Genomic DNA, 22442 nt, shown 5'->3' on the forward strand with positions numbered 1-22442 from the left:
TTGCGCAAGGTTTCACCGAGAGGTGAATGGCACGTCAGTAGCGCGCGGGTGACGCCAGGTCACCGCGCAGCGAGTTCGGCAAGGCCTCGGTGATCTCGACGTCGACGAAATAGCCGATGAGTTCGGTGGGGTTGGGCGCGCGGAAATTCACCACCCGGTTGTTCTCGGTGCGGCCGGAAAGCTGGCCGGGATCCTTGGGCGAGAAGCCGGTGACCAGGATGCGCTCGGTGTTGCCGACCATGCGCCGCGAGATCTGCATGGTCTGCTGGTTGAGACGCTCCTGCAGAATCGCCAGACGCTGCTTCTTGGTCGCTTCCGGCGTCTCGTCTTCCAGGTTCGCCGCTGGCGTCCCAGGGCGCGGGGAGTAGACGAAGCTGAACGAGGCGTCGAATCCGATGCGCTGGATGAGGTTTATGGTGTCCATGAAGTCTTCCTCGGTCTCGCCGGGGAAGCCGATGATGAAGTCCGAGGAGAAGCTGATGTCCGGGCGCAGCGCGCGGATGCGCTCCAGCTTGTCGACGTATTCCTCGACGGTGTGACCGCGCTTCATGGCCGCCAGGATACGGTCCGACCCCGCCTGAACAGGCAGGTGCAGATGGCTGACCAGCTCGGGAATCTCGCCGTAAGCCTCGATCAGGCTGTCGGAAAATTCCACGGGGTGCGAGGTGGTGAAGCGGATCCGGTCGATGCCTTCCACGGCGGCGACGCAGCCGATCAGCTCGGCGAGGTCGATCTCGTCGCCGAGCTGATTCTCGCCGCGATAGGCGTTGACGTTCTGGCCCAGCAGGTTGATCTCGCGCACGCCCTGGTCGGCCAGATGGATGACTTCCTCCATCACCGACTCGAAGGGCCGCGAGACTTCCTCGCCACGGGTATAGGGCACCACACAGAAGGTGCAGTATTTCGAGCAGCCTTCCATCACCGAGACGAAGGCGGTGGCGCCGTCCGACGTGGGCTTGGGCAGGTGGTCGAACTTCTCGATCTCGGGGAAGGTGACGTCGACCATGGAAATGGTCTCCGCGCCCTGGCGCGAGTCGAGCATGGTCGGCAGGCGGTGCAGTGTCTGCGGACCGAAGACCATGTCGACGTGCGGCGCGCGCTTCTTGATGTGCTCGCCTTCCTGGCTGGCCACGCAGCCCCCGACGCCGATCACGAGGTCGGGATTGGCGGCCTTGAGCTTCTTCCAGCGACCGAGCTGGTGGAACACCTTCTCTTGGGCCTTTTCGCGAATCGAGCAGGTGTTGAGCAGGATGACGTCGGCGTCCCGCTCGTCGTCGGTCAGCTCGAGTGCGTGCGATTCACCGAGCAGATCCGCCATGCGCGCGGAATCGTACTCGTTCATCTGGCAGCCATGGGTCTTGATGAAGAGTTTCTTCGCCATACCGATACGGTCGGTGCGTCGAGCGCCCGACATTGTCCGTGATTGGGGGTGAGTAGAAAGCGTGGCCTTGAAATGCGGCCCAGCCGCTTGTCCAGGATAAGACATTGCATTATACGGATTGCCGGCAGCCTGGGCCAGCCTTGCGCGGACGTCGAATCGTCCGCGAATCCGGCGTGGCTATGATACGCTAGCGGCTGTCGCGCAATCTCGCCCTCGGGGCGTCTCCCGCGCGGCCCGTGGGCGGCGGTGACAACGCCGCGCCAGGCGGGGTCGGCACGCGATAGAACGCGTGGAAGGGGTGATCAAAAATTGCACGATTTGTCGCTATGACAGACATTGCGGCGGTCTCGCCGCTGTCATGATTCGGTTTTCCCAAGACTTATCCACAGAATGTGTGGATGGTCGCTCGCCGAGGCGCGACAGGAGGTCCGCTCGGCATGGATCGCAACGCGTGGAGCAGTTCGTATCGTGAGCCGTTCGTCATTCATGAAGAAGCCACGTTATGTCTAGAATCAAACCTCTGATGTTGAGCTTGGTCCTCGGGGCCTTTGCGGTGGACGCCCATGCACAGGATGAGGCACAGCACTGGGTCTCGGACCAGTTGCCCACCTATGTACGCAGCGGCCCCACGGACGGTTATCGCATCGTGGGAACGCTCGACAGCGGCGAACCCGTGACGCTGCTGGAACGACAAAACGATTACAGCCGGGTGCGTAGCCAGGACGGCGACACGGTGTGGATTCCCAGTCGCTATCTGCAGGACACGCCGAGTGCGCGTTCACGCCTGCCCGAGTTGCAGACGCGCGTGGACGAGCTGACCTCGGAACTCGACGGCATCAACCAGGAATGGGAACAGCGCGTGGCCGACATGAAGACCACGCTCGATGAGCGCGGCCAGCGCATCGAGGAGCTGGAGGCCCGCAACGCCGAGCTGAACTCGGCCTACGGCGAGGCGCAGGAAACCGTGCGCGGGCTCGAGGCGCGGCTCGATACCCAGGAACAAGACCTGTTGATGCGCTACTTCATGTACGGGGCCGGCGTGGCTGGCGCCGGGCTGCTGGTCGGGCTGATCGTGCCGCACCTGCCGCGTCGGCGTAAGCGTCGCAGCGGCTGGTTCTAGCGCCAATCGAACGGGAGGCATTGAGTCGCTATGGTGAGCATCCATGCCCACGGATGAGTGGCTGTCGCGCTGGGAGGAAGGGCGCATCGGGTTTCATCGCTCGGCGCCGCATGCGTCATTGCAACGGCATTGGCCCACGCTCGGCGCCCCGCCGCGGGGGAAGGTGCTGGTGCCGTTGTGCGGCAAGAGCCTGGACATGCGCTGGCTGGCCGAGCAGGGCCATCCGGTGCTGGGGCTCGAATTGTCGTCGTTGGCCATCGAGCAGTTCATTGCCGAGGGCGAGGGCCCCGTGTCCCGCTACACCCAGGGGGATTTCACCTGCTGCCGGCAGGGGAGCATCGAGCTCTGGTGCGGGGACTTCTTCCATTTTCACACGGCGCAGGCCGCCGAGCTGGCCGCCTTCTACGACCGGGCGGCGCTGATCGCGCTGCCCGAGGCCACCCGGCAACGCTATGCCTTTCATCTCGCGCAGCTGCTGCTGCCGGGAACGCGAGGCTTGCTGATCAGCCTGGTCGATACCCAGTCGCCCGAGGGTGGGCCGCCGTATTCGGTGGATCATGACGAGGTGGAGCGCCTGTTCGCCCCCAATTTCGAACTGACTCTCCTGGAAACCTTGCCGCCGGAGGCCGGCGGCAAGCAGGAGAGCGTTTGGTCGTTGGTGCGACGTGGCCCGCGTCAGGACACGGGGCCCGGCGAGTGACGGTCAGTACTGCAGCTGGCGTGACAGCTCGGGATCGCTGAAGGCGCGCCGCAGGGCGTTGCTCAGCAGGTCGCTGACCATGCGGTTGTTGGTCTCCCAGTCGGGCTTGATGGCGAAACTCTGGGTGCGTTTGGCGGTGTAGGTGCCGGTATAGGTGCCGCCGTCGTTGACGATTTCCGCGCGCAGCACGGCCTGGAGTTGCGCGGCATCGAGCAGCGGCGCATCGGCGTCGGCGGGGGCGTACTGGAGATCGGCGAGCGTGAGTGTCAGGGTCGCGCCGGTCCCTCCTTCGCGCGTCGGGGTGTATCCCATGCGCCGCAGGGCGTTTTCCGCCTGGGTCTGCAGCTTGGGGATGACGTCGTGAGCGGGGACGCGAATCGTCGAGGTCGACGAGGGTTCGCCGGAGCGCGTGCCGAGCACGTCGCTGCGCCGTCCGTCGACGACGCTGACGGCAATCGCCTGACCGTTGCCGGTTTGCGGCAGACTCGCGCCGACATCGGGCTTGACCTGAAGTATCTGCGGGCTTTGTGCACAGCCGCCGATGACGAGCAACGCGAGGAGCAGGGCGGCGAGGGCCAGTGTGGGGAGGTGCCCCATGCGACGGGTCCGATGCATATTCGACATGTATCCTGATCTGGGAGTGAGAAATCCGTGTCAACGGTGTCTGGGCGAGTATAGCGGCCCCCTCAGCCGCTCGCGACGTCCTTTCGAGCCAATGCCCACAGGCCCAGCAGCGGGCCGGGCAGCATCAGCCAGGCCACCCACGGGCCGAGCGATGACCAGGCGGGCAGCAGCCACGCCAGCGAACCTGCCGATATCGCAAAGCCGATGGCGTTTTGCAGGGTCAGGGCGCTGCCGACCAGAGAGGGCGGACAGGCCCGTGCCGAGAGTGCCGAGAAGTGCGGGGAATCGATGACCGCGAACAGGCTCCAGAGGCCCAGGAACAGGGCGACCCAGCGTCCGCCATGCAGGCCCAGCCAGGGGTAGAGCAGGCAGCAGGCCGCCGAGCCGACGAGTCCGATCTGGGCGATGCGGCGGCTGCCCAGGCGCAGGCTCAGCCAGCCCCCCAGCCAGCAGCCCGGTCCGCCGATGGCGATCAACGCGAAACTGCCGAAGGCCAGTTGCGTCTTGGTCAGCTCGGGAAGCGCCGTGGCCAGCAATAGCGGTATCAAGGCCCACAGGGTATACAGCTCCCACATGTGACCGAAGTAAGCACTTGCCGCGTGCCGGAACCCGGCGATGCGAAAGGCGCTGGGACCCGCCCAGCGGGGCGTGTCCCGGGACGTCTTGCGTACGCCTGGCGCCTCGCCGAGGCGCCACACCAGCCCGCCCGCGACAAGCGCCAGCAGCGAGGCGCTCCATAGCGCACCGCGCCAGTTGCCGCCGAGCGAGACGCCGGCCAGCAAGTGCGGCAGTGCCGTGCCGACGACCAGCATGCCCACCAGCCATGCCAGCCCCAGCCCGGCACGCTGCGGCGCCCAGCCGACCATGAGTTTCATGCCCACCGGGTAGATGCCGGCCAGCGCCATGCCGGTGATCAGACGCAGTGCCACCGCCGGCCACAGGCCGCCGGCCCAGGGCAGTGCGGCATTGCTGAGGGCACCCAGCAGACAGCAGGCGGCGAACAGGCGGCTCGCATCGCGGCGGTCGGCGATGCCGCTGAGACCGATCATCAACGTGCCCACGAAGAAACCGACCTGAACGGCGCCGGTCAGCCACCCCAGGTCGGGGGCGGCCAGTGCCCATTCGCGTTCCAGATCGCCGATCACCGCATTGGGCGTGAACCACAGGGCGGTGCCGAACAGCTCGGCGAGGGCGATCCAGGCAATGGGCATGGGGAGACTCATGTCGAGGGGGAGTCGTCGTTGTGCCAGTCGTCGCGGAAGCTGTCGATGGCACCATGGTCGAGGCCGGGACGACCGAAGGACCTCAAGGCCGCCGGCGCGGCATGCGCGCCGGCGACAAGCTCAAAGCCCCAGGGCGGAGGAGGTCGAGCGGCGCGGGTCGGCCCCGCCGTAGAAGCGACCATCTTCGATCAGCACCGATTGCGCGGCGCCCATGGCGGCCTGTTGCGAGACCGTGTGTCCCATGGATTCGAGCAGGCCGATGGTGTCGGGGCTGATGCCTTCCTCGATGCGAATCTCGTCGGGCAGCCACTGGTGATGAATGCGCGGCACGCTCACGGCGCTTTGCACGTTCATGCCGTGATCGATGACGTTCATGACGACTTGCAGGGTCGTGGTGATGATGCGCGAGCCGCCGGGACTGCCGGTGACCAGAACGTTCTTGCCATCCTTCTTGACGATGGTCGGTGTCATCGATGACAGCATGCGTTTTTCGGGCTCGATCTTGTTGGCCTCGCCGCCGATCAGCCCATAGGCGTTGGGCGTGCCCGGCTTGGCGGAGAAATCGTCCATTTCGTTGTTGAGCAGAAAGCCCGCACCGTCGACGACGATGCCCGAGCCGTAGCTGAAGTTGAGGGTATAGGTGTTGGAAACGGCGAGGCCGCTGTCGTCGGCGATCGAGAAGTGCGTGGTCTCGTTGGACTCGTAGGGCAACGGGTCGCCCGCCGCGATGCTGTCGCTCGGGGTGGCGCGGCCCAGGTCGATCTGCTCGCGAAGCGCGTCGGCATAGGCCTTCGAGGTAATGCCGGCCAGTGGCACGTCGACGAAATCGGTATCGCCCAGGTACTCGGCCCGATCGGCATAGGCGCGTTTCATCGCCTCGGCCATGACGTGGATGGTGCGTGCCGAGTTGAAGCCCATGGCGCCGATGTCGTAGCCCTCGAGGATGTTCAGCATCTGCACGATATGCGCGCCGCCGCTGGAGGGCGGGCTCATGGCATACACGTCGTAGCCGCGATACGTGCCATGCACGGGTTCGCGGATCGCGGGGCGGTAATCGGCCAGGTCCTCGGCGGTCATGAGGCCGCCATGTTTTTCCATTTCGGCGGCAATCAGTTCGGCGGTTTCGCCTTCGTAGAACTCGCGGGGCCCGTGCTCGGCGATGCGCTTGAGGGTGGCTGCCAGGGCCGGCTGACGATAGGTGTCGCCCACCTGGTAGCGGCTGCCGTCGGGCTTGAAGAACTTGGCCCGGCTGGCCGGCCACTGTTCGAACCGCTCGCTGGCCTGCTCGATGCCCTCGACGAAGCGCTGCGGAAGCGCGAAGCCGTTCTCGGCCAGGTCGATCGCCGGCGCCAGGGCCTCGGCGAGGCTCAGGGTGCCATATTCGTCGAGTGCCAGCGCCAGGCCGGCGACGGTGCCCGGCACCCCGGATGCATTGTGGGTATAGCGGGACAGCTCGGGGACGGCCTCGCCCGCGTCGTTCTGGAACATCGTCTCGAACGCGGCCGCCGGCGCCTTCTCGCGATAGTCGATGGCGACCACCTTGCCGCTGTCCTCGTCGGAAATCAGCATGAAGCCGCCCCCGCCGATGTTGCCGGAGCGCGGCTGGGTCACGGCCAGCGCGAAGCCGGCGGTGACCGCGGCATCCACGGCGTTGCCGCCGTCCTGCATGACATCCCGGGCGATTTGGGAGGCAAGGTAGTGGCTGGTGGCGGCCATGCCGTGACGGCTTTCCTGGGGATGGAAGCGCTCACCCTCGAGAATCGCCTGCTGAGCGCCAGCGGAGGTGGCGAAGAATACCAGTACGGCGCACAGTGCCAGACGCGGCCCACGGCGCGAAGTGAATCGGAGCATGTCGAGCCCTCGTGAATGCGACGCGCGATGCGTCGTGTCGTGTTTCAGGTTTCTCTTTACTATCGAAGGCGGTTTCCGAAAGTGCAAGGCGTCCGTGCCGCTTCCGCCCCGTGCGTCTGTTTTTCCGTCCGCCATTCGCTAGAATGAGGGCTTCATTTCACGTCGAACGCGCCTTTTCATGCCTGATTTCAAGATTGCTCCTTCGATCCTTTCCGCCGATTTCGCGCGCCTGGGCCAGGAGGTAGACGATGTCCTGGCGTCGGGGGCGGATATCGTCCACTTCGATGTCATGGACAATCACTACGTCCCCAACCTCACCATCGGGCCGATGGTCTGCGAGGCATTGCGCAAGCACGGCGTCACCGCCCCCATCGATGCGCACCTGATGGTCAAGCCGGTGGATCGCTTGATCGGTGACTTCATCGATGCCGGCGCCAGCTACATCACCTTTCATCCCGAGGCATCGGAGCATATCGACCGCTCGCTGCAGCTGATTCGCGACGGCGGCTGCAAGGCCGGCCTGGTCTTCAATCCCGCGACACCGCTTGCCTACCTCGATCATGTCATGGACAAGCTCGACATGGTGCTGTTGATGAGCGTCAATCCGGGCTTCGGGGGGCAGTCCTTCATCCCCGGCACGCTCGACAAGCTGCGCGAGGTGCGTCAGCGCATCGATGCCAGCGGGCGCGACATTCGCCTGGAGGTCGACGGTGGCGTCAAGGTCGACAACATCGCCGAGATCGCGCGCGCAGGCGCCGATACCTTCGTCGCCGGGTCGGCGATCTTCAAGGCACGCGACGAAGCGGATCCGCACCGCTACGACTCCGTCATGCGTGCCTTTCACGACGCCTTGGCGCAGCGCTGAGCCGCGTCATGGCCGAGGACGATCGCGACGCCCCCGCGCAGCGCTGGTATCTGTACCTCGTCGAGACGGCGGCCGGGGCGTTGTATACCGGCGTGACCACCGATGTCGCACGACGTTTCCGCGAGCATCGCGACGGCAAGCGCGGGGCGCGTGCCCTGCGCGGCAAGGGGCCGCTGACCTTGCGCCATGCGGAGTACGTGGGCGGCCATGGCGAGGCGTTGCGCCAAGAGGCCGCCCTCAAGAAGCTCAGTCCTGCCGCCAAGCGTGCCTGGCTGACGCAGCGCGAAAGCGAGCCGACGTCCTCATAGGCAGCGCGCCAGCGTCTCGAAGACGCGTGCGACCGCTTCCGCGCCGGGGTCGACGACCCCTTGCAGGGCGGTATCGGGCACGTAGGCGGCACGCCCCGCGCGGGCCTGGGCGAGCGTCGCGGTATGCTCGGCGCCTCGACGAGCGGCGTCGGCCGCCGCCTGCACGGTGCCTTGTGCCTGCCAGGCCTCGAGAGCGGGGATCAGGGCATCCAGCAGCGTGCGATCGCCGCGTTGCGCGCCACCGTAGGTCTGCATGCGCTCGACCCCTTGCCACAAGCTCTCCGGCAGGTCATGTCGTTCCATGGCCGTCGCCGTGGCGGTGAAAAAGATCGAGAGCAACACGCCGCTCGAACCGCCCATGCCCTTGGCCAGGCACTGGCCGATGCCGGCGAAGAGGCGGTCGGGATGCGCGGTGTCCAGCCGGCCCGCCTCCAGCGCCCCGGCGATGGCGTCGGCGCCTTCCTGCATGCTGCTGCCGGCGTCGCCGTCGCCGCTTTGCGTATCCAACCGGTCCAGTGCCTCGCGTGCATCGCGCAGGGTCGCGATCACCTGCGACACGGCGGACGCGATGGCGGACGATTGCGGTGCACCTTCGGCGAGCGCCTCGCCCTGGGTGGCGAGGTTCGGCGTGAACGTCGCCGGTGGCTGGATGGCGCGAACGCCCGGCCAGGCGGGAGCGTCGGTGGGAGCCTGAAGCGCCTCGCGCAAGGCGTCATCGGCAGCGATCAGGGTCAGCGAAAAGCCGTGCATGTCCAGCGACGTCATCAGCGGGGCGGGGCCGATGAGGTGGGGCAGACGCTCGGCGCCGAATGCCTCGATCAGGGCGCCGGCCAGCACGCTCATCTCCTGGGTCGAGCAACTGCCGAGGTTGTTGAGCATGGCCACCCAGTCGCCGTCGTGGCCGCGTTCATTCAGAGCGGCCGCGAGGGGAGTGACGACGTGCTGCATGGCTTGCCGGGCGTCATCGGGAGCGATGTGCCGGGCGCCGGGTTCGTTATGGATCCCCAGGCCCAGCGCCGGGCTGCGCTCCGGGCGGGCCTGGCCCGGCAGTGTCGCCGCGGTGAGCGCCAGCCCCATCGAGGCCATGCGCTCGCACACGCGTTGCGCCTGGGCGTGCACCGTTTCCAGCGCGTCTCGCTGGCGTGCGTAATGGCCGGCGACCTTGTGGACCAGCAGGGTGCCCGCGAGACCGCGCGGCTGCGGCGTATCGGGCAAGGCAACATCGTCGCCGACGATGATCATCGCGACCTTCAGGCCTTCCCGCTGCGCATGCTCGGCGGCGAGGCCGAAGTTGAGGCGGTCCCCGGTGTAATTCTTGACCACCAGCAGGCAGCCGGCCGGCCCGCAGACGTCGCGGATGGCGGCCAGCACGGCGTCCACGCTGGGCGAGGCGAACATGCTGCCGGCGATGACACCCGTCAGCATGCCGTCGCCGATGAAGCCGGCGTGGGCCGGCTCATGCCCCGACCCGCCGCCGGAGAGGATCGCGACCTGATGTTGCCCATGCTCGTCGCGAGACCAGTCGCGGCGTATCAGAATGCGGACGCCGCTGGCGGGCTCGGCGATGCGCAGAGGGGCGAGATGGCCGACGGCGTGCAGAACGTCGTCGACCACGCGAGAGGCATCGTTGAAGAAGTGCTGCATGAGCGGGCTCCATGATCGCGCGGTGAGTGCCACGATCATGGTGCTCCGGTCGGATTAGTGCAACTTCATGCGGGGGCGCAGATACCGGTTGAGGCCGTCGACGATGACGGTCATGCCGGTTTTCAAGGCGCCATGAATGGCCAACTGGTGCATGCGATAGAGCGAGGCATAGAACAGCTTGGCCAGGCGCCCCTCGATGAACAGGCTGCGTGCCGAGGCGCCGCGCATCAGGCTGCCCACGGCATCGAAGTGCGCCAGCGAGATCAGCGAGCCGCGATCGCGGAAGACGAAATCCTTGAGGGGCTTGCCGTCCATTGCCGCGCGCAGGTTGTGGTACAGCAGGCTGGCTTGCTGATGCGCGGCCTGGGCGCGAGGCGGTACGCGCTTGTCGTCGGGTTGCGGGCAGGAGGCGCAGTCGCCGAAGGCGAAGATGCGATCGTCGTCGATGCTCTGCAGGGTCTGATGCACCTTGAGCTGATGATTGCGCTCGGTGGAAAGCCCCAGTTCGGACAGAAAGGCCGGCGCGCGTATGCCGGCGGCCCAGACGTTGAGGTCGGTGGCGATGCGCGTCTCGTCGGCGGTGACGAAACCGTGCTCGTCGGCGCAGGTCACGCGGGTGTCGACATGGATCTGCACGCCCAGGCGTTCCAGCTCCTGGTGCACGGCGCGGCTGATGCGCTCGGGCAGCGCCGGCAGGATGCGCGGTGCCGCCTCGATGAGGTGGATCTCCAGCTTGCCGCTGTCCATGGCGGTGAACCCGTAGCTGTGCAGCATCTTGGAGGCGCCGATCAGTTCGGCGGCCAGCTCGACGCCGGTGGCACCGGCACCGACGAGCCCCACGCTCAGGTTGGGATGGGTGCGCCGCTCGGGATCGCTGTACCGCAGGAAGGTGTTGAGCATGTCCTGGCGGAAGCTTTCGGCCTGTTGCGGGCTGTCGATGAAGTGGCTGTGCTTGGCCACGCCCGGGGTGCCGAAGTCGTTGGAGACGCTGCCCAGCGACATCACCAGGTAATCGTACTCCAGCGTGCGCGCCGGCAGGATCACGACGCCGTCGTCGTCGATGATCGGCGCCAGCGTGATGGTGCGGTTGTCGCGGTCGAGGTTGCTGAGCGTGCCGCGTTGAAAGCGGTAGCCGTGCGCCTTGGAATGCCCCTGGTAGGACACTTCATCGAGGCTGGAATCGAGCACGCCCGTGGCCACTTCATGCAGCAGGGGCTTCCAGATGTGCGTGGCGTTGCGGTCGACCAGAACGATCTCGGCGCGTTGGCGCTTGCCGAGCTTGCGCCCCAGGCGGGTGACCAGTTCGAGGCCACCTGCGCCTCCCCCGACCACCACGATGCGCGGTGTAGACATGATGGACTCCCGAAGAACGAAACATGGAAAAAGGGTGTCGCCAGGGTCGGGCATCGCAGCGAAACGCCAAGGTACGAGGCGCCTGGAAAGGCGTGTCGTGACGCGGGGGCGCTGGCGCCTGGTGTCGGCGACGTCTGCGTATAGAATAACGCCGTTCGCTTGCCAAAAACACCGGGCGCGGAGCAGTGTGGCCGGTTTTTCCGTAATATTACATGCATGACCCTTCCATCGATGACGAGGAGCCTTTCATGTCGCCCAATCCGCCCCTGCGCATTCTCGACGGTATCCGCCTGGTCGCGTTCGACCTCGATGGCACGCTGGTGGATTCGGTCCCCGACCTGGCCGCTGCCGTCGATGCCGCCCTGCGTTCGCTGGGACTCGCGGGCGTCGACGAAGCGTCGGTGCGCGACTGGGTGGGCAATGGCTCCCGCAAGCTGGTGGAGCGCGCCCTGGAAGCGCTCGACGCGCAAGACACGGACCCGGAGGCGGCTCACGAGGCGTTTCTGCATCATTATCGCCTGGCGCCTTGTCGCGCGACGCGCCTGTACCCCGGTGTGCGCGAGGCGCTCGACGGGTTGCGCGCACGCGGTCTGACGCTGGTGCTGATCACCAACAAGCCGGCGGCGTTCATCGCCCCGATCCTCGAAACGCTGGGACTGAGCGACTTTTTCGACCTGACGCTGGGCGGCGATTCGCTGGCGGCGAAGAAGCCAGATCCGGCGCCCTTGCTGCACGTGGCATCCCGTTTCGGGGTGACGCCGAGCGTCTGTCTGATGGTGGGGGACTCCCGGCATGACATCGAGGCCGGGCGGGGTGCCGGATTCCGCACCCTGGCGGTGCCCTACGGCTACAATCACGGCGATCCGGTGGCGGCGAGCGCGCCGGATGCCATGGTTGAATCGCTTTGGGAACTCGTTTAGTGTTTTTCGATACTTGCGTCTATAAAACCAAGTTTTTGATAACGTTCTGCTATAACGGACAGCGTTAGATGATTCTGAATGCCCCCTCGTCGCGTAGAGCCCTCGCGTTGATGCGTGACGTCAAGCGTTGGCGATGGTGATGTCGCCGTCTGGTGTCGGGTCGCGGCGATGGTCTCGCCGACTCGGCCTCGCGATCCCCTTGTGACGCAGCCTCTCACCGAAGGAACCCAGGGCATGATGACCCCCGAACGCTTTGCCGAGCTGGCGCAGGCCGGCTACAACCGCATTCCCATGACCCGCGAGGTACTCGCGGATCTCGACACTCCGCTTTCCACCTATCTCAAGCTGGCCGACGCGCCCTGGACCTTCCTGCTCGAATCCGTGCAGGGCGGAGAGAAGTGGGGACGATATTCGATCATCGGCCTGCCGAGCCGCGAGCGTATCGAGGTGCGCGGCCACGAGGTGCGCCACATCGTGAATGGCGAGCAGGCCGGCGTCACCGAGGCCGACGACCCGCTCGCCTGGATCGAGCAGTTCCAGGCACGCTTCAAGGTCCCCCAGCTCGACGAGCAGCCGCGTTTCGACGGCGGTCTGGTGGGGTATTTCGGTCACGACACCATTCGCTACATCGAGCCGCGCCTGCGCGGCGTGGAAAAACCCGACCCCATCGGCGTGCCGGACATTTTGCTGATGGTGTGCGACGAGCTGGTGGTGTTCGACAATCTCTCCGGGCGCCTGACGCTGTGGACGCATGCCGATCCCGAGGTGGCGGATGCCTATCCCCACGCGCTGGAGCGTCTGGAAGCGCTGGAGATGCAGTTGCGCAGCGCCACGCTCAATACCGTCAGCCCCGGCACGGGCGGCCCGGCGGTCGAGGAGGGGCACTTCACTTCCGGCTTTACCGAGGCAGGGTTCAAGGCGGCGGTGGAGCAGATCAAGGAGTACGTGCTGGCCGGCGACGTCATGCAGTGCGTGCCGTCGCAGCGCATGACGATTCCCTATCGGGCGCCACCGCTGGATCTGTACCGTGCACTGCGCAGCCTGAATCCGTCGCCGTACATGTTCTTCTTCAACCTCGGCGATCACCATGTGGTCGGCTCGTCGCCGGAGATCCTCACGCGCCTGGAGGAGGGCAACGTCACTGTGCGGCCCATCGCCGGCACGCGGGTACGCGGCCATAGCGAGGCGGAAGACCAGGCGCTGGAGGCCGAGCTGCTGGCGGATCCCAAGGAAATCGCCGAGCATCTGATGCTGATCGACCTGGGGCGCAACGACGTCGGCCGCATCAGCGAAACGGGCACGGTCGAGGTCACCGACAACATGGCCATCGAGCGCTACTCGCACGTCATGCACATCGTTTCCAACGTCACCGGCAAGCTCAAGCCCGGCATGTCGGCGCTGGATGTCCTGCGTGCCACCTTCCCCGCCGGCACCTTGTCGGGCGCGCCCAAGTTTCGCGCGCTGCAGATCCTCGACGAGCTCGAACCGGTCAAGCGCGGCGTCTATGGCGGCGCGGTCGGGTACCTGTCCTGGCACGGCAACATGGATACTGCCATCGCCATTCGCACGGCGGTCATCAAGGACGGTCAGCTGCATGTGCAGGCGGGAGCGGGGATCGTCGCCGATTCGGTGCCCGAGCAGGAGTGGCAGGAAACGCTCAACAAGGGCCGCGCCCTGTTTCGCGCGGTGGCCATGGCCGAGCGCGGTCTCGACAACCTGAGCTGACGCCGCGGGTGCGTCGGGCAGGGAGCACGGCAGGTGCGATGGCACATGCCGTGCGGGGCAGATCAGCGTGAAGACGAATCGTTCGGCGATTTCTTGCGCTGGTTCTGGTACTTCTGGGCCATCTGCTTCGCCGTGCGTTTCGCTTTCTCGCGGTTCTCGGGTTTGCGAAACCAGTTGGCAATGGCGGCGCCTATCATGCGTTTCATCGGTGACTCCTGCAGATGAGGAAGTATGCCTTCAAGCATAGACATGGCGCCGCCGCGACGCGAGATCAAGCGTCCCGAGCCAATTGACATCCGTTGATCACAAACGGCAATATGCAATGCATGACTACCGATACGACCTACAGCTTGATTCAGTGGTGGCGCTCCTGAGCGAGGGGCGGCACGCTTGCGACTGAATGAAATGCCGCCGTCAGGGCGGCATTTTTGTGTCTGCATCCCTGCACGGCTGGCATGGCATCGCGGCCGACCTGGGTGACATCCAGGCGGCCAACCAGAAGCCAGAAACCGAAAACATTGTGAAATCAAGGACTATAGCGCCATGTCCGTGCTGATGATCGACAATTACGACAGCTTCACCTACAACGTCGTGCAATACCTGGCTGAGCTCGGGGCCGACGTCGTCACCTACCGTAACGACGCCATCACGCTCGAGGAGATCGAGCGTCTGGCGCCGAGCCATCTGGTCATTTCGCCCGGCCCCTGCACGCCCAACGAAGCAGGCATTTCGCTGGATGCGGTGCGCCATTTCGCGGGCAAGTTGCCGATTCTCGGCATCTGCCTGGGACACCAGGCCATCGGCCAGGTGTTCGGGGGCGACGTGGTGCGGGCGCCGCAGGTCATGCATGGCAAGACCTCCTGGGTCGAGCACGACGGGCGCGGCGTGTTCGACGGCCTGGCCAACCCTCTCGAAGTGACGCGTTACCATTCGCTGGTGGTGGCCGAACAGGGCCTGCCGGAGTGCCTCGAGGTCTCGGCGCGCGTCGTCGCCGATGACGTGACGCCCGGCCTGATCATGGGCATGCGCCACAAGACGCTGGACATCGAGGGTGTCCAGTTTCACCCCGAATCGATCATGACGCGCCAGGGTCACGAGCTGCTGGCCAACTTTCTGAAACGCCGCGCATAACGAGGAGCGACACATGCAGATGCGAGACGCCATCGGCGCGGTGATGCGCCACCGCCACCTGAGCTTCGACGACACCCATGCGGTGATGCGGGCGATCATGACCGGCGAGGCCAGCGATGCCCAGATCGGCGGTTTCTTGATCGGCCTGGCGATGAAGGGAGAAACGGCCGAGGAAATCACCGCCGCCGCGCAAGTGATGCGGGAATTGATGACGCCCGTGGAGGTGGACCGCTCTCACCTGGTGGACATCGTGGGTACGGGCGGCGACGGGGCCAACCTGTTCAACGTCTCCACGGCGTCCAGCTTCGTGGTCGCCGCCGCCGGCGGGCGTGTCGCCAAGCACGGCAATCGCAGCGTGTCGTCGTCCTCGGGCAGCGCCGACCTGTTCGATGTGGCGGGGATTTCCCTGGAGCTGCCGCCGGTGGAAGTGGCGCGCTGCATCACCGAGATCGGGGTCGGCTTCATGTTCGCGCCGATGCACCACCAGGCCATGCGGCATGCCATCGGGCCGCGCCGCGAGATGGGCGTGCGCACGGTGTTCAACATCCTCGGGCCGCTCACCAACCCCGCCGGCGCGCCCAACCAGCTGCTCGGCGTCTACGACCCCGCGCTGTTGACGATCATGGCCGAGGCCCTGAGGCGTCTGGGCAGCGAGCACGTGCTGGTGGTCAACGCCGAGGACGGTCTCGACGAGATTTCCCTGGCCGCGCCGACGCGAGTGGCCGAGCTGCGCGACGGCGAGATCCACGAGTACACCATCGCCCCCGAGGACTTCGGCATCGAACGCCAGGCGCTGGCGCCGCTGAAGGTGGTTACCGCCGAAGACAGCCTCAAGCTGGTCAAGGCGGCGCTGGTGGGCGAGGGGCCGGCCGCGGACATCGTGGCGTTGAACGCCGGCGCGGCGCTCTACGCGGCCGGCGTGGCGGATACGCTCAGCGAGGGCGTGGTGCTGGCCCAGGACTCCCAGGCGTCCAAGCTGCCCCTCGAGAAGATGAAGGAACTCGCGGATTTCACGCGTATTCTGGCCCACAAGGACGAGCGCTGATGAGCCGAGCAAACGACACCGGTCTACCCACGATTCTGGCCAGGATCCTGGCGCGCAAGGACGTCGAGATTCGCGAGCGTCGCGCGCAGGTGAGCGAGGCCGAGCTGCTGGAGCGGGCCCGGCACGAAGCGGCGCCGCGCGGTTTCGTCGCGGCGCTCGACCGGCGCATCGCGGCGGGCGACCCGGCCGTCATCGCCGAGGTCAAGAAGGCCTCGCCCTCGAAGGGCGTGATTCGCGAGGATTTTCAGCCGGCCGAGATCGCCAGGGCCTATGCCGAGGCAGGCGCCAGTTGCCTGTCGGTGTTGACCGACGTGGACTTCTTCCAGGGGCACGAGCGCGACCTGCAGGCGGCCCGAGCGGCCTGCACGCTCCCGGTGATCCGCAAGGACTTCATCGTCGATGCCTATCAGGTCAGCGAAGCGCGCGCCATCGGCGCGGACTGTATCCTGCTGATCGTCGCGGCGCTCGACGATGCCCGCCTGAAGGCGCTGCACCAGCAGGCGCACGAGCTGGGCATGGACGTGCTGGTGGAAGTGCACGACGCCGCCGAACTCGAGCGGGCGATGGCGCTGGACCTGACCCTGGTGGGCATCAACAACCGCGATCTGCGTACCTTCGACACCACCCTGACGACCACGTTCGACCTGCTGTCGCGGATTCCGCCGCACGTCACGGTCGTCACCGAGTCCGGCATTCACACGCGTGGCGACGTCGAGCACATGCGGGAGCATGACGTGAACGCCTTCCTGGTCGGCGAGGCCTTCATGCGCGAGGCGGATCCGGGCAGCGCCTTGCGTCGCCTGTTTTTCTAGGCGCGCCATTGCCTTGAATCGACCGCCATCGGGCCGCTGCGTGCGGCCCGATGGCGTCATGGAGGGCATACGGTCGGTCAGTACTCGGGGGAGTCCACCTGGATCAGGCTGATCACGGTGTCACCGGCGCGAGGCGCCAGCGGCACCCGGTCGTTGGCGACGCGGATGCGGCCGTTGGGGCCGATGCAGAACAGCGGCAGCAGGCGGTCCTGGTGTGCCTGGCGATAGTCCTCGAAGCTGAAATTGGCCGACAGCTTGGCCTTGCGTACCTCGCCGCCCCGGTGGACCACGCTCGACAGTTGGGCATAGGTGACGCTCTCGCCGAACACCAGTGGCAGGTGGTCCAGCGCCTGTTCCTGATGGCGATGGGCGTGCTTGCCGGTGCCCGCCGCGAGACGGAAGACCTTGCCGTGCCCCAGCACGTGTTCGAAATGCAGGACCGCCAGGTTGTTCAACTCGCGATAGGGTGACAGCGGCAGCAGATGACCGATGCCGGTCAGTTCCAGGTGTTGCGCGGCATGCTCCGAAAGCGGGTTGCCGTAGTAGACCGGGAGCCCTGCCATGCGCGCTTCCTGCACCGCGTCCCAGCTGTTGTCGGTGAGCCGCACGGTGAAGCCGGATTCTTCCAGTGCCTTGGCGATGGCGCGTGCCACGGGGTTGGCACCGATGATCAGAAAGCCGGTGGGAGGTGGCTCGCTGACCTTCAGGGCCAGGGCGATCGGGCGCGACAACAGGCTCTGCACCACGACGGTGCTGATGATGACCAGAAAGGTCACCGGGACCAGCATCTCAGCGCCGGGCATGCCCAGATTCTCGAGCTTGATGGCGAACAGCGACGCCACCGCGGCGGCCACGATACCGCGCGGCGACAGCCAGGCCAGCAAGGCTTTTTCCCGCCAGTTGAGTCGTGTGCCCGCGGTGCATACCCAGACCGCGAGCGGGCGGGCCACGCCCACCAGAATGAGCAGAAACGCCCAGGCCGGCCAGGACAGCTGCGCGAGCTGGTCGGTGGTCAGCCGCGCCGCGAGCAGGATGAACAGGCCCGAGATCAGGAGCACCGAGAGCGTTTCCTTGAACTCGATGATCTGCTGCGTGGGCACGCCGCGCATGTTCGCCAGCCACACGCCCATCACCGTCACCGTCAGCAGGCCGGACTCGTGGAAGAGCATGTTGGACAGCGTGAACAGCGTCAGCATGGCCATCAGCGTGCCGAAGCTGTGCAGACGCTGCGGCAGCCAGTGGTGCCGCAGCACGCACCCCCATAGATAGCCGCCCAGGCCGCCCAGACCGAACCCGATCAGTGCCGTCTTGGCGAACAGTACCAGGGTATAGGTGGCGGCGCCGTTGGACGCGCCCAGCGCGACGAACTCATACACCAGTACCGCGCCGATGGCTCCCACCGGATCGATGAGGATGCCTTCCCAGCGCAGGATCTGCGAGAGGTGCTCGCGGGCACGCAGCGTCTGCAGCAGGGGCAGGACCACGGTGGGCCCGGTGACCACCAGGACCGCGCCGAGCACGCTGGCCATTTCCCACGACAGCCCCAGGGTGTAGCGCGCCGCCACGATGGCGATGATCCCCGTGACCAGCGCGCCCCAGGTGACCAGCCGGCGCACGATGTGGCCGTGGCCGCGCAGGTCGCCGAAGTCGAGCGTCAGGCTGCCCTCGAACAGGATCACCGCCACCGCCAGCGAGACGAGCGGAAACAGCAGGTCGCCGAGCAAGGCGTCGGGCTGGAGCAAGCCGGTCACCGGCCCCATGACGATACCCGCGATCAAGAGCGGCAGGATCGCCGGCAGTTTGAGACGCCAGGCCAGCCATTGGCAGATCAGCGCAAGCAGGCCGATCAATGTCAGGTCGAAGGCAGCGTGCTCCATGGTCGCGCTCCTTGGGAAAACGGAAGCGCGAAGCCTAGCGTCGCCTCACGCCAGTTGCAATGCGCCGTGAACGCTCAATGACGGATGGATTGGCATCGCTGTTCGATGCCCCGGGCCGATGTCTCCCGCACGCCGGATGTGGCGCGCGATTCAGCGATTGAACAACCACAGAAGTGCCGATATGACCACGCTGACCAGAATCATGGTGGTGATCGGAAAATAGAAGGCGAATCCCTCGCGCTTGATGACGATATCACCGGGCAGGTGACCGAGCGGCAATTTGGAAAGCCAGGGCCACAGCAGCCCGATGACCACGATGGCCAGACCGATGAGAATGAGGGGACGCGACATCGTCGGCTCCTTTTCTTGAGTGGCCACCCGTTGCCGGGTGGCGACCGTTCGCATGCACATCACGCGCCGCGTGCCTATCCCGCGCGCTTGAGGGCGACCAGCAAGCCTTGCAGCGGATGGGGCAGCGACGCCTCCGACAGACGCTGGGCCTGGCTGCGGCACGAATAGCCCGTGGCCAGCAGGCGGCCGGCATTGGCGTCGTCCTCGACGGGCTGTCGCCACGAGAGATCGTAGATCGTCTCCGAGGTCTCGCGGTTGCGCGCTTCGTGGCCGTAGGTGCCGGACATGCCGCAGCAACCGGTGGCGATGCTCTCCAGCGTCAGGCCGAAGGCCGCGAAGACCTGCTGCCAGGCCTTGGTCGCGCCTGGTGCATTGGTCTTCTCGGTGCAGTGGGTCAGCAGCTTGTAGCCCGGATCCGTGACCGGCGAGACATCGCTGGGCACCAGCGCCCGGCCCAGCGACACCAGCCATTCCTGCAGCAGCAGGACCTCGGGAACGGCCTCCGGCCCCAGTGCCTTGACGTACTCCTGGCGGTAGGCCAGCGTCATCGCCGGGTCGATGCCCACCAAGGGCACGCCGAAGTCCGCCAGGGTGCGCAGGCGTCGTGCCTGGCGCGCGGCGGTCTTCTCGAAGGCGCCCAGAAAGCCCTGTACGTGCAACGGCTTGCCATTGGCGTGGAAGGGCGCCACGAACACGCGAATGTCGAGGCGCGAGAGCAGTTCGACGATGTCCATCACCAGCTTGGCTTCGAAATGGCTGGTGAACGCATCCTGGACGATGACCACGCTGCGGGCCTTCTGGCGTTCGCTGAGAAAGCCCAGCGTGGTGGGCGTGGCTTCGGCGATGCCCCAGGCCTCGAGCTGCCTGGCGAGGCTCGCCCGGGACAGGCGCGGCGTGTCGACCATGCCCAGAGGGCCGGCAAGCAGGCGATCCGCCAGGCGCGTGTCGAGCAGCGCGTTGTACAGCGGCGCCACCGGCTTGAGGTAGGGCACGAAGAATTCCAGTGCGCCGATCAGGTAGTCGCGCGGCGGGCGCAGGTAGCGTCCGTGATAGAGCGCCAGGAACTGCGAGCGAAACTCGGGGACGTTGACCTTGATCGGACACTGCCCGGCGCAGGACTTGCACGCCAGGCACCCCGCCATGGCGTCATAGACGTCGTGAGAGACATCTTCCCGGCCGCGGCGCTTGGCCAGGGTATTGCGCGCACGGCGTGGGAACGTCTTGACGAAATCCCAGGCCCCGGCGGCCTTCTGCCGATGCGATGCCTCGACGACATCGATGCCGGCCTCGTTCTGCAGGCGCAGCCATTCACGCATCAGGCTGGCACGGCCCTTGGGCGAGTGAATGCGCTCTCGGGTCGCCTTCCATGACGGGCACATGGCGTCATTGGGGTCGTAGTTGTAGCAGGCCCCGTTGCCGTTGCAGTAGACCGCGCTGGCGTGATGCTGCCAGACGCGCTCGTCGATCTGGCGATCCAGCTGGCCGCGGGTGGTGACGCCGTCGATGGTCAAAAGCCCCGGATCGACCCATTTGACCGGCTCCGCCTCGGCGGCAACGGCGTCATCGGAAGCGGCCCCTTGCGAAGGCGCTGTGGCCCCTTCCGTGGGCGCGACGGTTGCCTTCCCCGGCAAAGGACCTTCGCCGGTTTCCGCTTTCGACGCCTGGTCATCGACCGCATCGGGAGCCCTGTCCTCCGGCCGGATAGCATGACCGGCGTGTTCGGGCCGGGTAAGGAGCGGTGTGGCGATCTTGCCGGGGTTGAGCTGATTGTGCGGGTCGAACGCCGCCTTGAGGCGCTGCAGGCTGGGGTAGAGCTCGCCGAAGAACTGCGGCGCGTATTCCGAGCGCACGCCCTTGCCATGCTCGCCCCACAGCAGCCCGTGGTAGCGCTGGGTCAGCGCGGCGACCTCGTCGGACAGGGTGCGGATCAGCGTGGCCTGCTCGGGGTCCTTCATGTCGATGGCCGGTCGCACGTGCAGTACGCCTGCATCGACGTGGCCGAACATGCCGTACGCCAGTCCATGGGCATCGAGCAGGGCGCGGAACTCGGCGATGTAGTCGGCCAGATGTTCGGGCGGTACGGCGGTATCCTCGACGAAGGGAATCGGGCGCTTTTCGCCCTTGGCGTTGCCGAGCAGGCCCACCGCGCGCTTGCGCATGGCATAGACGCGGGTGATCGCCTCGCGGCCCTCGGCCAGGGTATGGCCGAGACGCTCGACCTGCGTGTCGGTACCGAGATGCGTGCAGAAGGCCTCGACGCGCGCCGCCAGACGCTCGGGATCGTCGTCGTTGAATTCGACCAGGTTGATGCCGTGTATGTCCGCCTCCCCGGCGGGGAAATACTCGGCGACGCTGTCCCAGACGAAATCCTCCATGGCCAGGGTGAGCACCTTGTCGTCGACCGTCTCGATGGAGGTCGGGCGGCTGTCGCCGCTCATCAATGCCTTGGCGTCGCGCAGGGCATCCATGAAGCCGCGATAGCGAATGTTGACCAGGGTCGAATGCTTGGGGATGGGCAGGACGTTGAGCGTGGCCTCGGCGAGAAAGCCCAGCGTTCCTTCCGAACCGCAAAGTACGCTGTTGAGATCGAAGGTACCATCCGCGCGGCGCAGGTGGGCCAGATCGTAGCCCGTCAGGCAGCGGTTGAGGGGCGGGAACGTGGCCTCGATCAAGGCGCCCTGGGTGTCGGCGATCTCGCGTGCGGTGCGGTGTGCGTCGCCGATGCGGTCATCGCGTGCGCAGGCCTGGTCGAGAGCGTCGGCGTCGAGGGGCTGGCAGTGCAGACGCTCGCCGCCGAGCAGCAGCATGTCCAGCGCCAGCACGTGATCGCGGGTCTTGCCGTACTCGCAGCTGCCCTGGCCGCTGGCGTCGGTGGAGATCATGCCGCCGATGGTCGCGCGGTTGGAGGTCGACAGATCCGGCGCGAAGAACAGGCCGTACGGCTTGAGGGCGGCGTTGAGCTGATCCTTGACCACGCCGGCCTGGACGCGCACACGGCGGTTCTCGGCGTCGATCTCTAGGATGCGGTTCATGTACCGGGAGACATCGACCACCAGGCCGTCGGTCAGCGACTGCCCGTTGGTACCGGTGCCCCCGCCGCGCGGGGTGAGCACGATGGCCTGGAATTCTTCGCGCGCGGCGAGGCGGGCCAGGTGGGCGAGGTCCTCGGCGTCGCGGGGATAGAGCACGGCCTGGGGCAGGCGCTGGTAGATGGAGTTGTCGGTGGCCAGCACCGTGCGGTTGGCGTAGTCCGGGGCGATGTCGCCGCGAAAGCCGGCGGCGTCGAGCGCCTCGATAAAGCGCAGATAGGGCGTGGTGGTGCGTTCCGGGGTGTCCAGAGGTGCGATCATGGAATTTCAAGCCATCGGTCAGCGTCGGGCGGCGGTTTCTATGGTCGCCTGTGCTAGGGCGTCGTCGGGACGCCGGTATCTGGCACCACTTTACTGCAGCGCGCCGCGTGGCGCATCCCGAATGGGGCGGGCGAGCGTGGTTAACGTCGCGGCTTTTCCCTA

At 66.3% G+C, this 22442-nt stretch carries 19 protein-coding genes; 9 read left to right on the forward strand and 10 right to left on the reverse strand.

What is annotated here, in order from left to right:
- Positions 1-34: 34 nt before the first annotated feature.
- Positions 35-1381, reverse strand: coding sequence for a tRNA (N6-isopentenyl adenosine(37)-C2)-methylthiotransferase MiaB (miaB, locus tag ABGX75_RS09970; RefSeq protein ID WP_347411306.1), 1347 nt, complete (start codon positions 1379-1381; stop codon positions 35-37).
- A 523-nt stretch (positions 1382-1904) separates the two neighbouring features.
- Between miaB and ABGX75_RS09975 the strand changes: the two genes are divergently transcribed.
- Together ABGX75_RS09975 and tmpT are read left to right on the forward strand one after the other, a co-directional pair.
- Positions 1905-2501, forward strand: coding sequence for a TIGR04211 family SH3 domain-containing protein (locus ABGX75_RS09975; RefSeq protein ID WP_347411307.1), 597 nt, complete (start codon positions 1905-1907; stop codon positions 2499-2501).
- Positions 2502-2544: 43 nt separating this feature from the next.
- Positions 2545-3201, forward strand: a complete 657-nt coding sequence (tmpT, locus tag ABGX75_RS09980; RefSeq protein WP_287124963.1) for a thiopurine S-methyltransferase — start codon at positions 2545-2547, stop codon at positions 3199-3201.
- A gap of 3 nt (positions 3202-3204) precedes the next feature.
- Here tmpT and ABGX75_RS09985 read toward each other — a convergent pair whose 3' ends face one another.
- The 3 genes from ABGX75_RS09985 to ggt all read right to left on the reverse strand — a co-directional run bounded on the left by ABGX75_RS09985 (position 3205) and on the right by ggt (position 6899).
- The gene (locus ABGX75_RS09985) at positions 3205-3816 is read right to left on the reverse strand and encodes a YajG family lipoprotein (RefSeq protein WP_011507627.1); all 612 of its coding nucleotides are present in this window, start codon (positions 3814-3816) and stop codon (positions 3205-3207) included.
- Positions 3817-3887: 71 nt separating this feature from the next.
- Positions 3888-5036: an MFS transporter gene (locus ABGX75_RS09990; RefSeq protein ID WP_347411308.1), complete on the reverse strand. Its 1149-nt coding sequence runs from the start codon at positions 5034-5036 to the stop codon at positions 3888-3890.
- Positions 5037-5168: 132 nt separating this feature from the next.
- Complete coding sequence (ggt, locus tag ABGX75_RS09995; protein ID WP_179153283.1) at positions 5169-6899, reverse strand: gamma-glutamyltransferase; 1731 nt, start codon at positions 6897-6899, stop codon at positions 5169-5171.
- A gap of 178 nt (positions 6900-7077) precedes the next feature.
- Here ggt and rpe point away from each other — a divergent pair, with 178 nt between their 5' ends.
- Together rpe and ABGX75_RS10005 are read left to right on the forward strand one after the other, a co-directional pair.
- Positions 7078-7764, forward strand: a complete 687-nt coding sequence (gene rpe / locus ABGX75_RS10000) for a ribulose-phosphate 3-epimerase (RefSeq protein WP_110062249.1) — start codon at positions 7078-7080, stop codon at positions 7762-7764.
- A gap of 8 nt (positions 7765-7772) precedes the next feature.
- Positions 7773-8072, forward strand: a complete 300-nt coding sequence (locus ABGX75_RS10005; RefSeq protein WP_347411309.1) for a GIY-YIG nuclease family protein — start codon at positions 7773-7775, stop codon at positions 8070-8072.
- Here ABGX75_RS10005 and ABGX75_RS10010 read toward each other — a convergent pair.
- The gene (locus ABGX75_RS10010; protein ID WP_347411310.1) at positions 8067-9716 is read right to left on the reverse strand and encodes a dihydroxyacetone kinase subunit DhaK; all 1650 of its coding nucleotides are present in this window, start codon (positions 9714-9716) and stop codon (positions 8067-8069) included. The two genes, ABGX75_RS10005 and ABGX75_RS10010, sit on opposite strands and share 6 nt — an antisense overlap.
- Positions 9717-9770: 54 nt before the next feature.
- On the reverse strand, positions 9771-11069 hold the full coding sequence (locus ABGX75_RS10015) for an NAD(P)/FAD-dependent oxidoreductase (protein ID WP_011507621.1): 1299 nt from the start codon (positions 11067-11069) through the stop codon (positions 9771-9773).
- Positions 11070-11317: 248 nt separating this feature from the next.
- Between ABGX75_RS10015 and ABGX75_RS10020 the strand changes: the two genes are divergently transcribed.
- Complete coding sequence (locus ABGX75_RS10020) at positions 11318-11989, forward strand: phosphoglycolate phosphatase (protein WP_301969295.1); 672 nt, start codon at positions 11318-11320, stop codon at positions 11987-11989.
- Positions 11990-12226: 237 nt separating this feature from the next.
- Positions 12227-13714, forward strand: coding sequence for an anthranilate synthase component I (gene trpE / locus ABGX75_RS10025; RefSeq protein ID WP_035412303.1), 1488 nt, complete (start codon positions 12227-12229; stop codon positions 13712-13714).
- A gap of 62 nt (positions 13715-13776) precedes the next feature.
- Here trpE and ABGX75_RS10030 read toward each other — a convergent pair whose 3' ends face one another.
- Entirely contained in the window at positions 13777-13920 is a 144-nt protein-coding gene (locus tag ABGX75_RS10030) for a hypothetical protein (RefSeq protein ID WP_179153285.1), read from the reverse strand.
- 337 nt (positions 13921-14257) lie between these two features.
- On the opposite strand from ABGX75_RS10030, the gene ABGX75_RS10035 reads away from it, so the two are divergent.
- From ABGX75_RS10035 to trpC, 3 genes are read left to right on the forward strand one after another with little or no spacing between them, the layout of a single operon-like run.
- Complete coding sequence (locus ABGX75_RS10035) at positions 14258-14845, forward strand: aminodeoxychorismate/anthranilate synthase component II (RefSeq protein ID WP_011507617.1); 588 nt, start codon at positions 14258-14260, stop codon at positions 14843-14845.
- A 13-nt stretch (positions 14846-14858) separates the two neighbouring features.
- The gene (trpD, locus tag ABGX75_RS10040) at positions 14859-15890 is read left to right on the forward strand and encodes an anthranilate phosphoribosyltransferase (RefSeq protein ID WP_011507616.1); all 1032 of its coding nucleotides are present in this window, start codon (positions 14859-14861) and stop codon (positions 15888-15890) included.
- Positions 15890-16702: an indole-3-glycerol phosphate synthase TrpC gene (trpC, locus tag ABGX75_RS10045; protein ID WP_347411311.1), complete on the forward strand. Its 813-nt coding sequence runs from the start codon at positions 15890-15892 to the stop codon at positions 16700-16702. Before trpD ends, trpC begins: the two co-directional genes overlap by 1 nt.
- Positions 16703-16779: 77 nt before the next feature.
- Here the strand turns inward: trpC and ABGX75_RS10050 are convergent, their stop codons facing one another.
- The 3 genes from ABGX75_RS10050 to ABGX75_RS10060 all read right to left on the reverse strand — a co-directional run bounded on the left by ABGX75_RS10050 (position 16780) and on the right by ABGX75_RS10060 (position 22280).
- A complete protein-coding gene (locus ABGX75_RS10050; RefSeq protein WP_347411312.1) occupies positions 16780-18579 on the reverse strand; it encodes a sodium:proton antiporter in 1800 nt (599 codons plus the stop codon).
- 150 nt (positions 18580-18729) lie between these two features.
- A complete protein-coding gene (locus tag ABGX75_RS10055; RefSeq protein WP_011507613.1) occupies positions 18730-18930 on the reverse strand; it encodes a DUF2905 family protein in 201 nt (66 codons plus the stop codon).
- A 74-nt stretch (positions 18931-19004) separates the two neighbouring features.
- Positions 19005-22280 (reverse strand): FAD-binding and (Fe-S)-binding domain-containing protein, encoded by a 3276-nt coding sequence (locus ABGX75_RS10060; RefSeq protein ID WP_011507612.1) that lies wholly within the window; start codon positions 22278-22280, stop codon positions 19005-19007.
- Positions 22281-22442 lie beyond the last annotated feature (162 nt).

This window comes from Chromohalobacter sp. (assembly GCF_039830575.1).
GTDB lineage: Bacteria > Pseudomonadota > Gammaproteobacteria > Pseudomonadales > Halomonadaceae > Chromohalobacter > Chromohalobacter israelensis.

Bases quoted from the DNA above. Each gene is read 5' to 3' on its own strand.
- ABGX75_RS09975 (WP_347411307.1), top strand. From the start codon at position 1,905: ATGTTGAGCTTGGTCCTCGGGGCCTTTGCGGTGGACGCCCATGCACAG.
- ABGX75_RS10005 (WP_347411309.1), top strand. From the start codon at position 7,773: ATGGCCGAGGACGATCGCGACGCCCCCGCGCAGCGCTGGTATCTGTAC.
- ABGX75_RS10015 (WP_011507621.1), bottom strand. From the start codon at position 11,069: ATGTCTACACCGCGCATCGTGGTGGTCGGGGGAGGCGCAGGTGGCCTC.
- ABGX75_RS10050 (WP_347411312.1), bottom strand. From the start codon at position 18,579: ATGGAGCACGCTGCCTTCGACCTGACATTGATCGGCCTGCTTGCGCTG.
- ggt (WP_179153283.1), bottom strand. From the start codon at position 6,899: ATGCTCCGATTCACTTCGCGCCGTGGGCCGCGTCTGGCACTGTGCGCC.
- miaB (WP_347411306.1), bottom strand. From the start codon at position 1,381: ATGGCGAAGAAACTCTTCATCAAGACCCATGGCTGCCAGATGAACGAG.
- ABGX75_RS10010 (WP_347411310.1), bottom strand. From the start codon at position 9,716: ATGCAGCACTTCTTCAACGATGCCTCTCGCGTGGTCGACGACGTTCTG.
- rpe (WP_110062249.1), top strand. From the start codon at position 7,078: ATGCCTGATTTCAAGATTGCTCCTTCGATCCTTTCCGCCGATTTCGCG.
- ABGX75_RS09990 (WP_347411308.1), bottom strand. From the start codon at position 5,036: ATGCCCATTGCCTGGATCGCCCTCGCCGAGCTGTTCGGCACCGCCCTG.
- ABGX75_RS10060 (WP_011507612.1), bottom strand. From the start codon at position 22,280: ATGATCGCACCTCTGGACACCCCGGAACGCACCACCACGCCCTATCTG.
- ABGX75_RS10020 (WP_301969295.1), top strand. From the start codon at position 11,318: ATGTCGCCCAATCCGCCCCTGCGCATTCTCGACGGTATCCGCCTGGTC.
- trpE (WP_035412303.1), top strand. From the start codon at position 12,227: ATGACCCCCGAACGCTTTGCCGAGCTGGCGCAGGCCGGCTACAACCGC.
- ABGX75_RS10030 (WP_179153285.1), bottom strand. From the start codon at position 13,920: ATGAAACGCATGATAGGCGCCGCCATTGCCAACTGGTTTCGCAAACCC.
- trpD (WP_011507616.1), top strand. From the start codon at position 14,859: ATGCAGATGCGAGACGCCATCGGCGCGGTGATGCGCCACCGCCACCTG.
- trpC (WP_347411311.1), top strand. From the start codon at position 15,890: ATGAGCCGAGCAAACGACACCGGTCTACCCACGATTCTGGCCAGGATC.
- ABGX75_RS10035 (WP_011507617.1), top strand. From the start codon at position 14,258: ATGTCCGTGCTGATGATCGACAATTACGACAGCTTCACCTACAACGTC.
- ABGX75_RS09985 (WP_011507627.1), bottom strand. From the start codon at position 3,816: ATGCATCGGACCCGTCGCATGGGGCACCTCCCCACACTGGCCCTCGCC.
- tmpT (WP_287124963.1), top strand. From the start codon at position 2,545: ATGCCCACGGATGAGTGGCTGTCGCGCTGGGAGGAAGGGCGCATCGGG.
- ABGX75_RS10055 (WP_011507613.1), bottom strand. From the start codon at position 18,930: ATGTCGCGTCCCCTCATTCTCATCGGTCTGGCCATCGTGGTCATCGGG.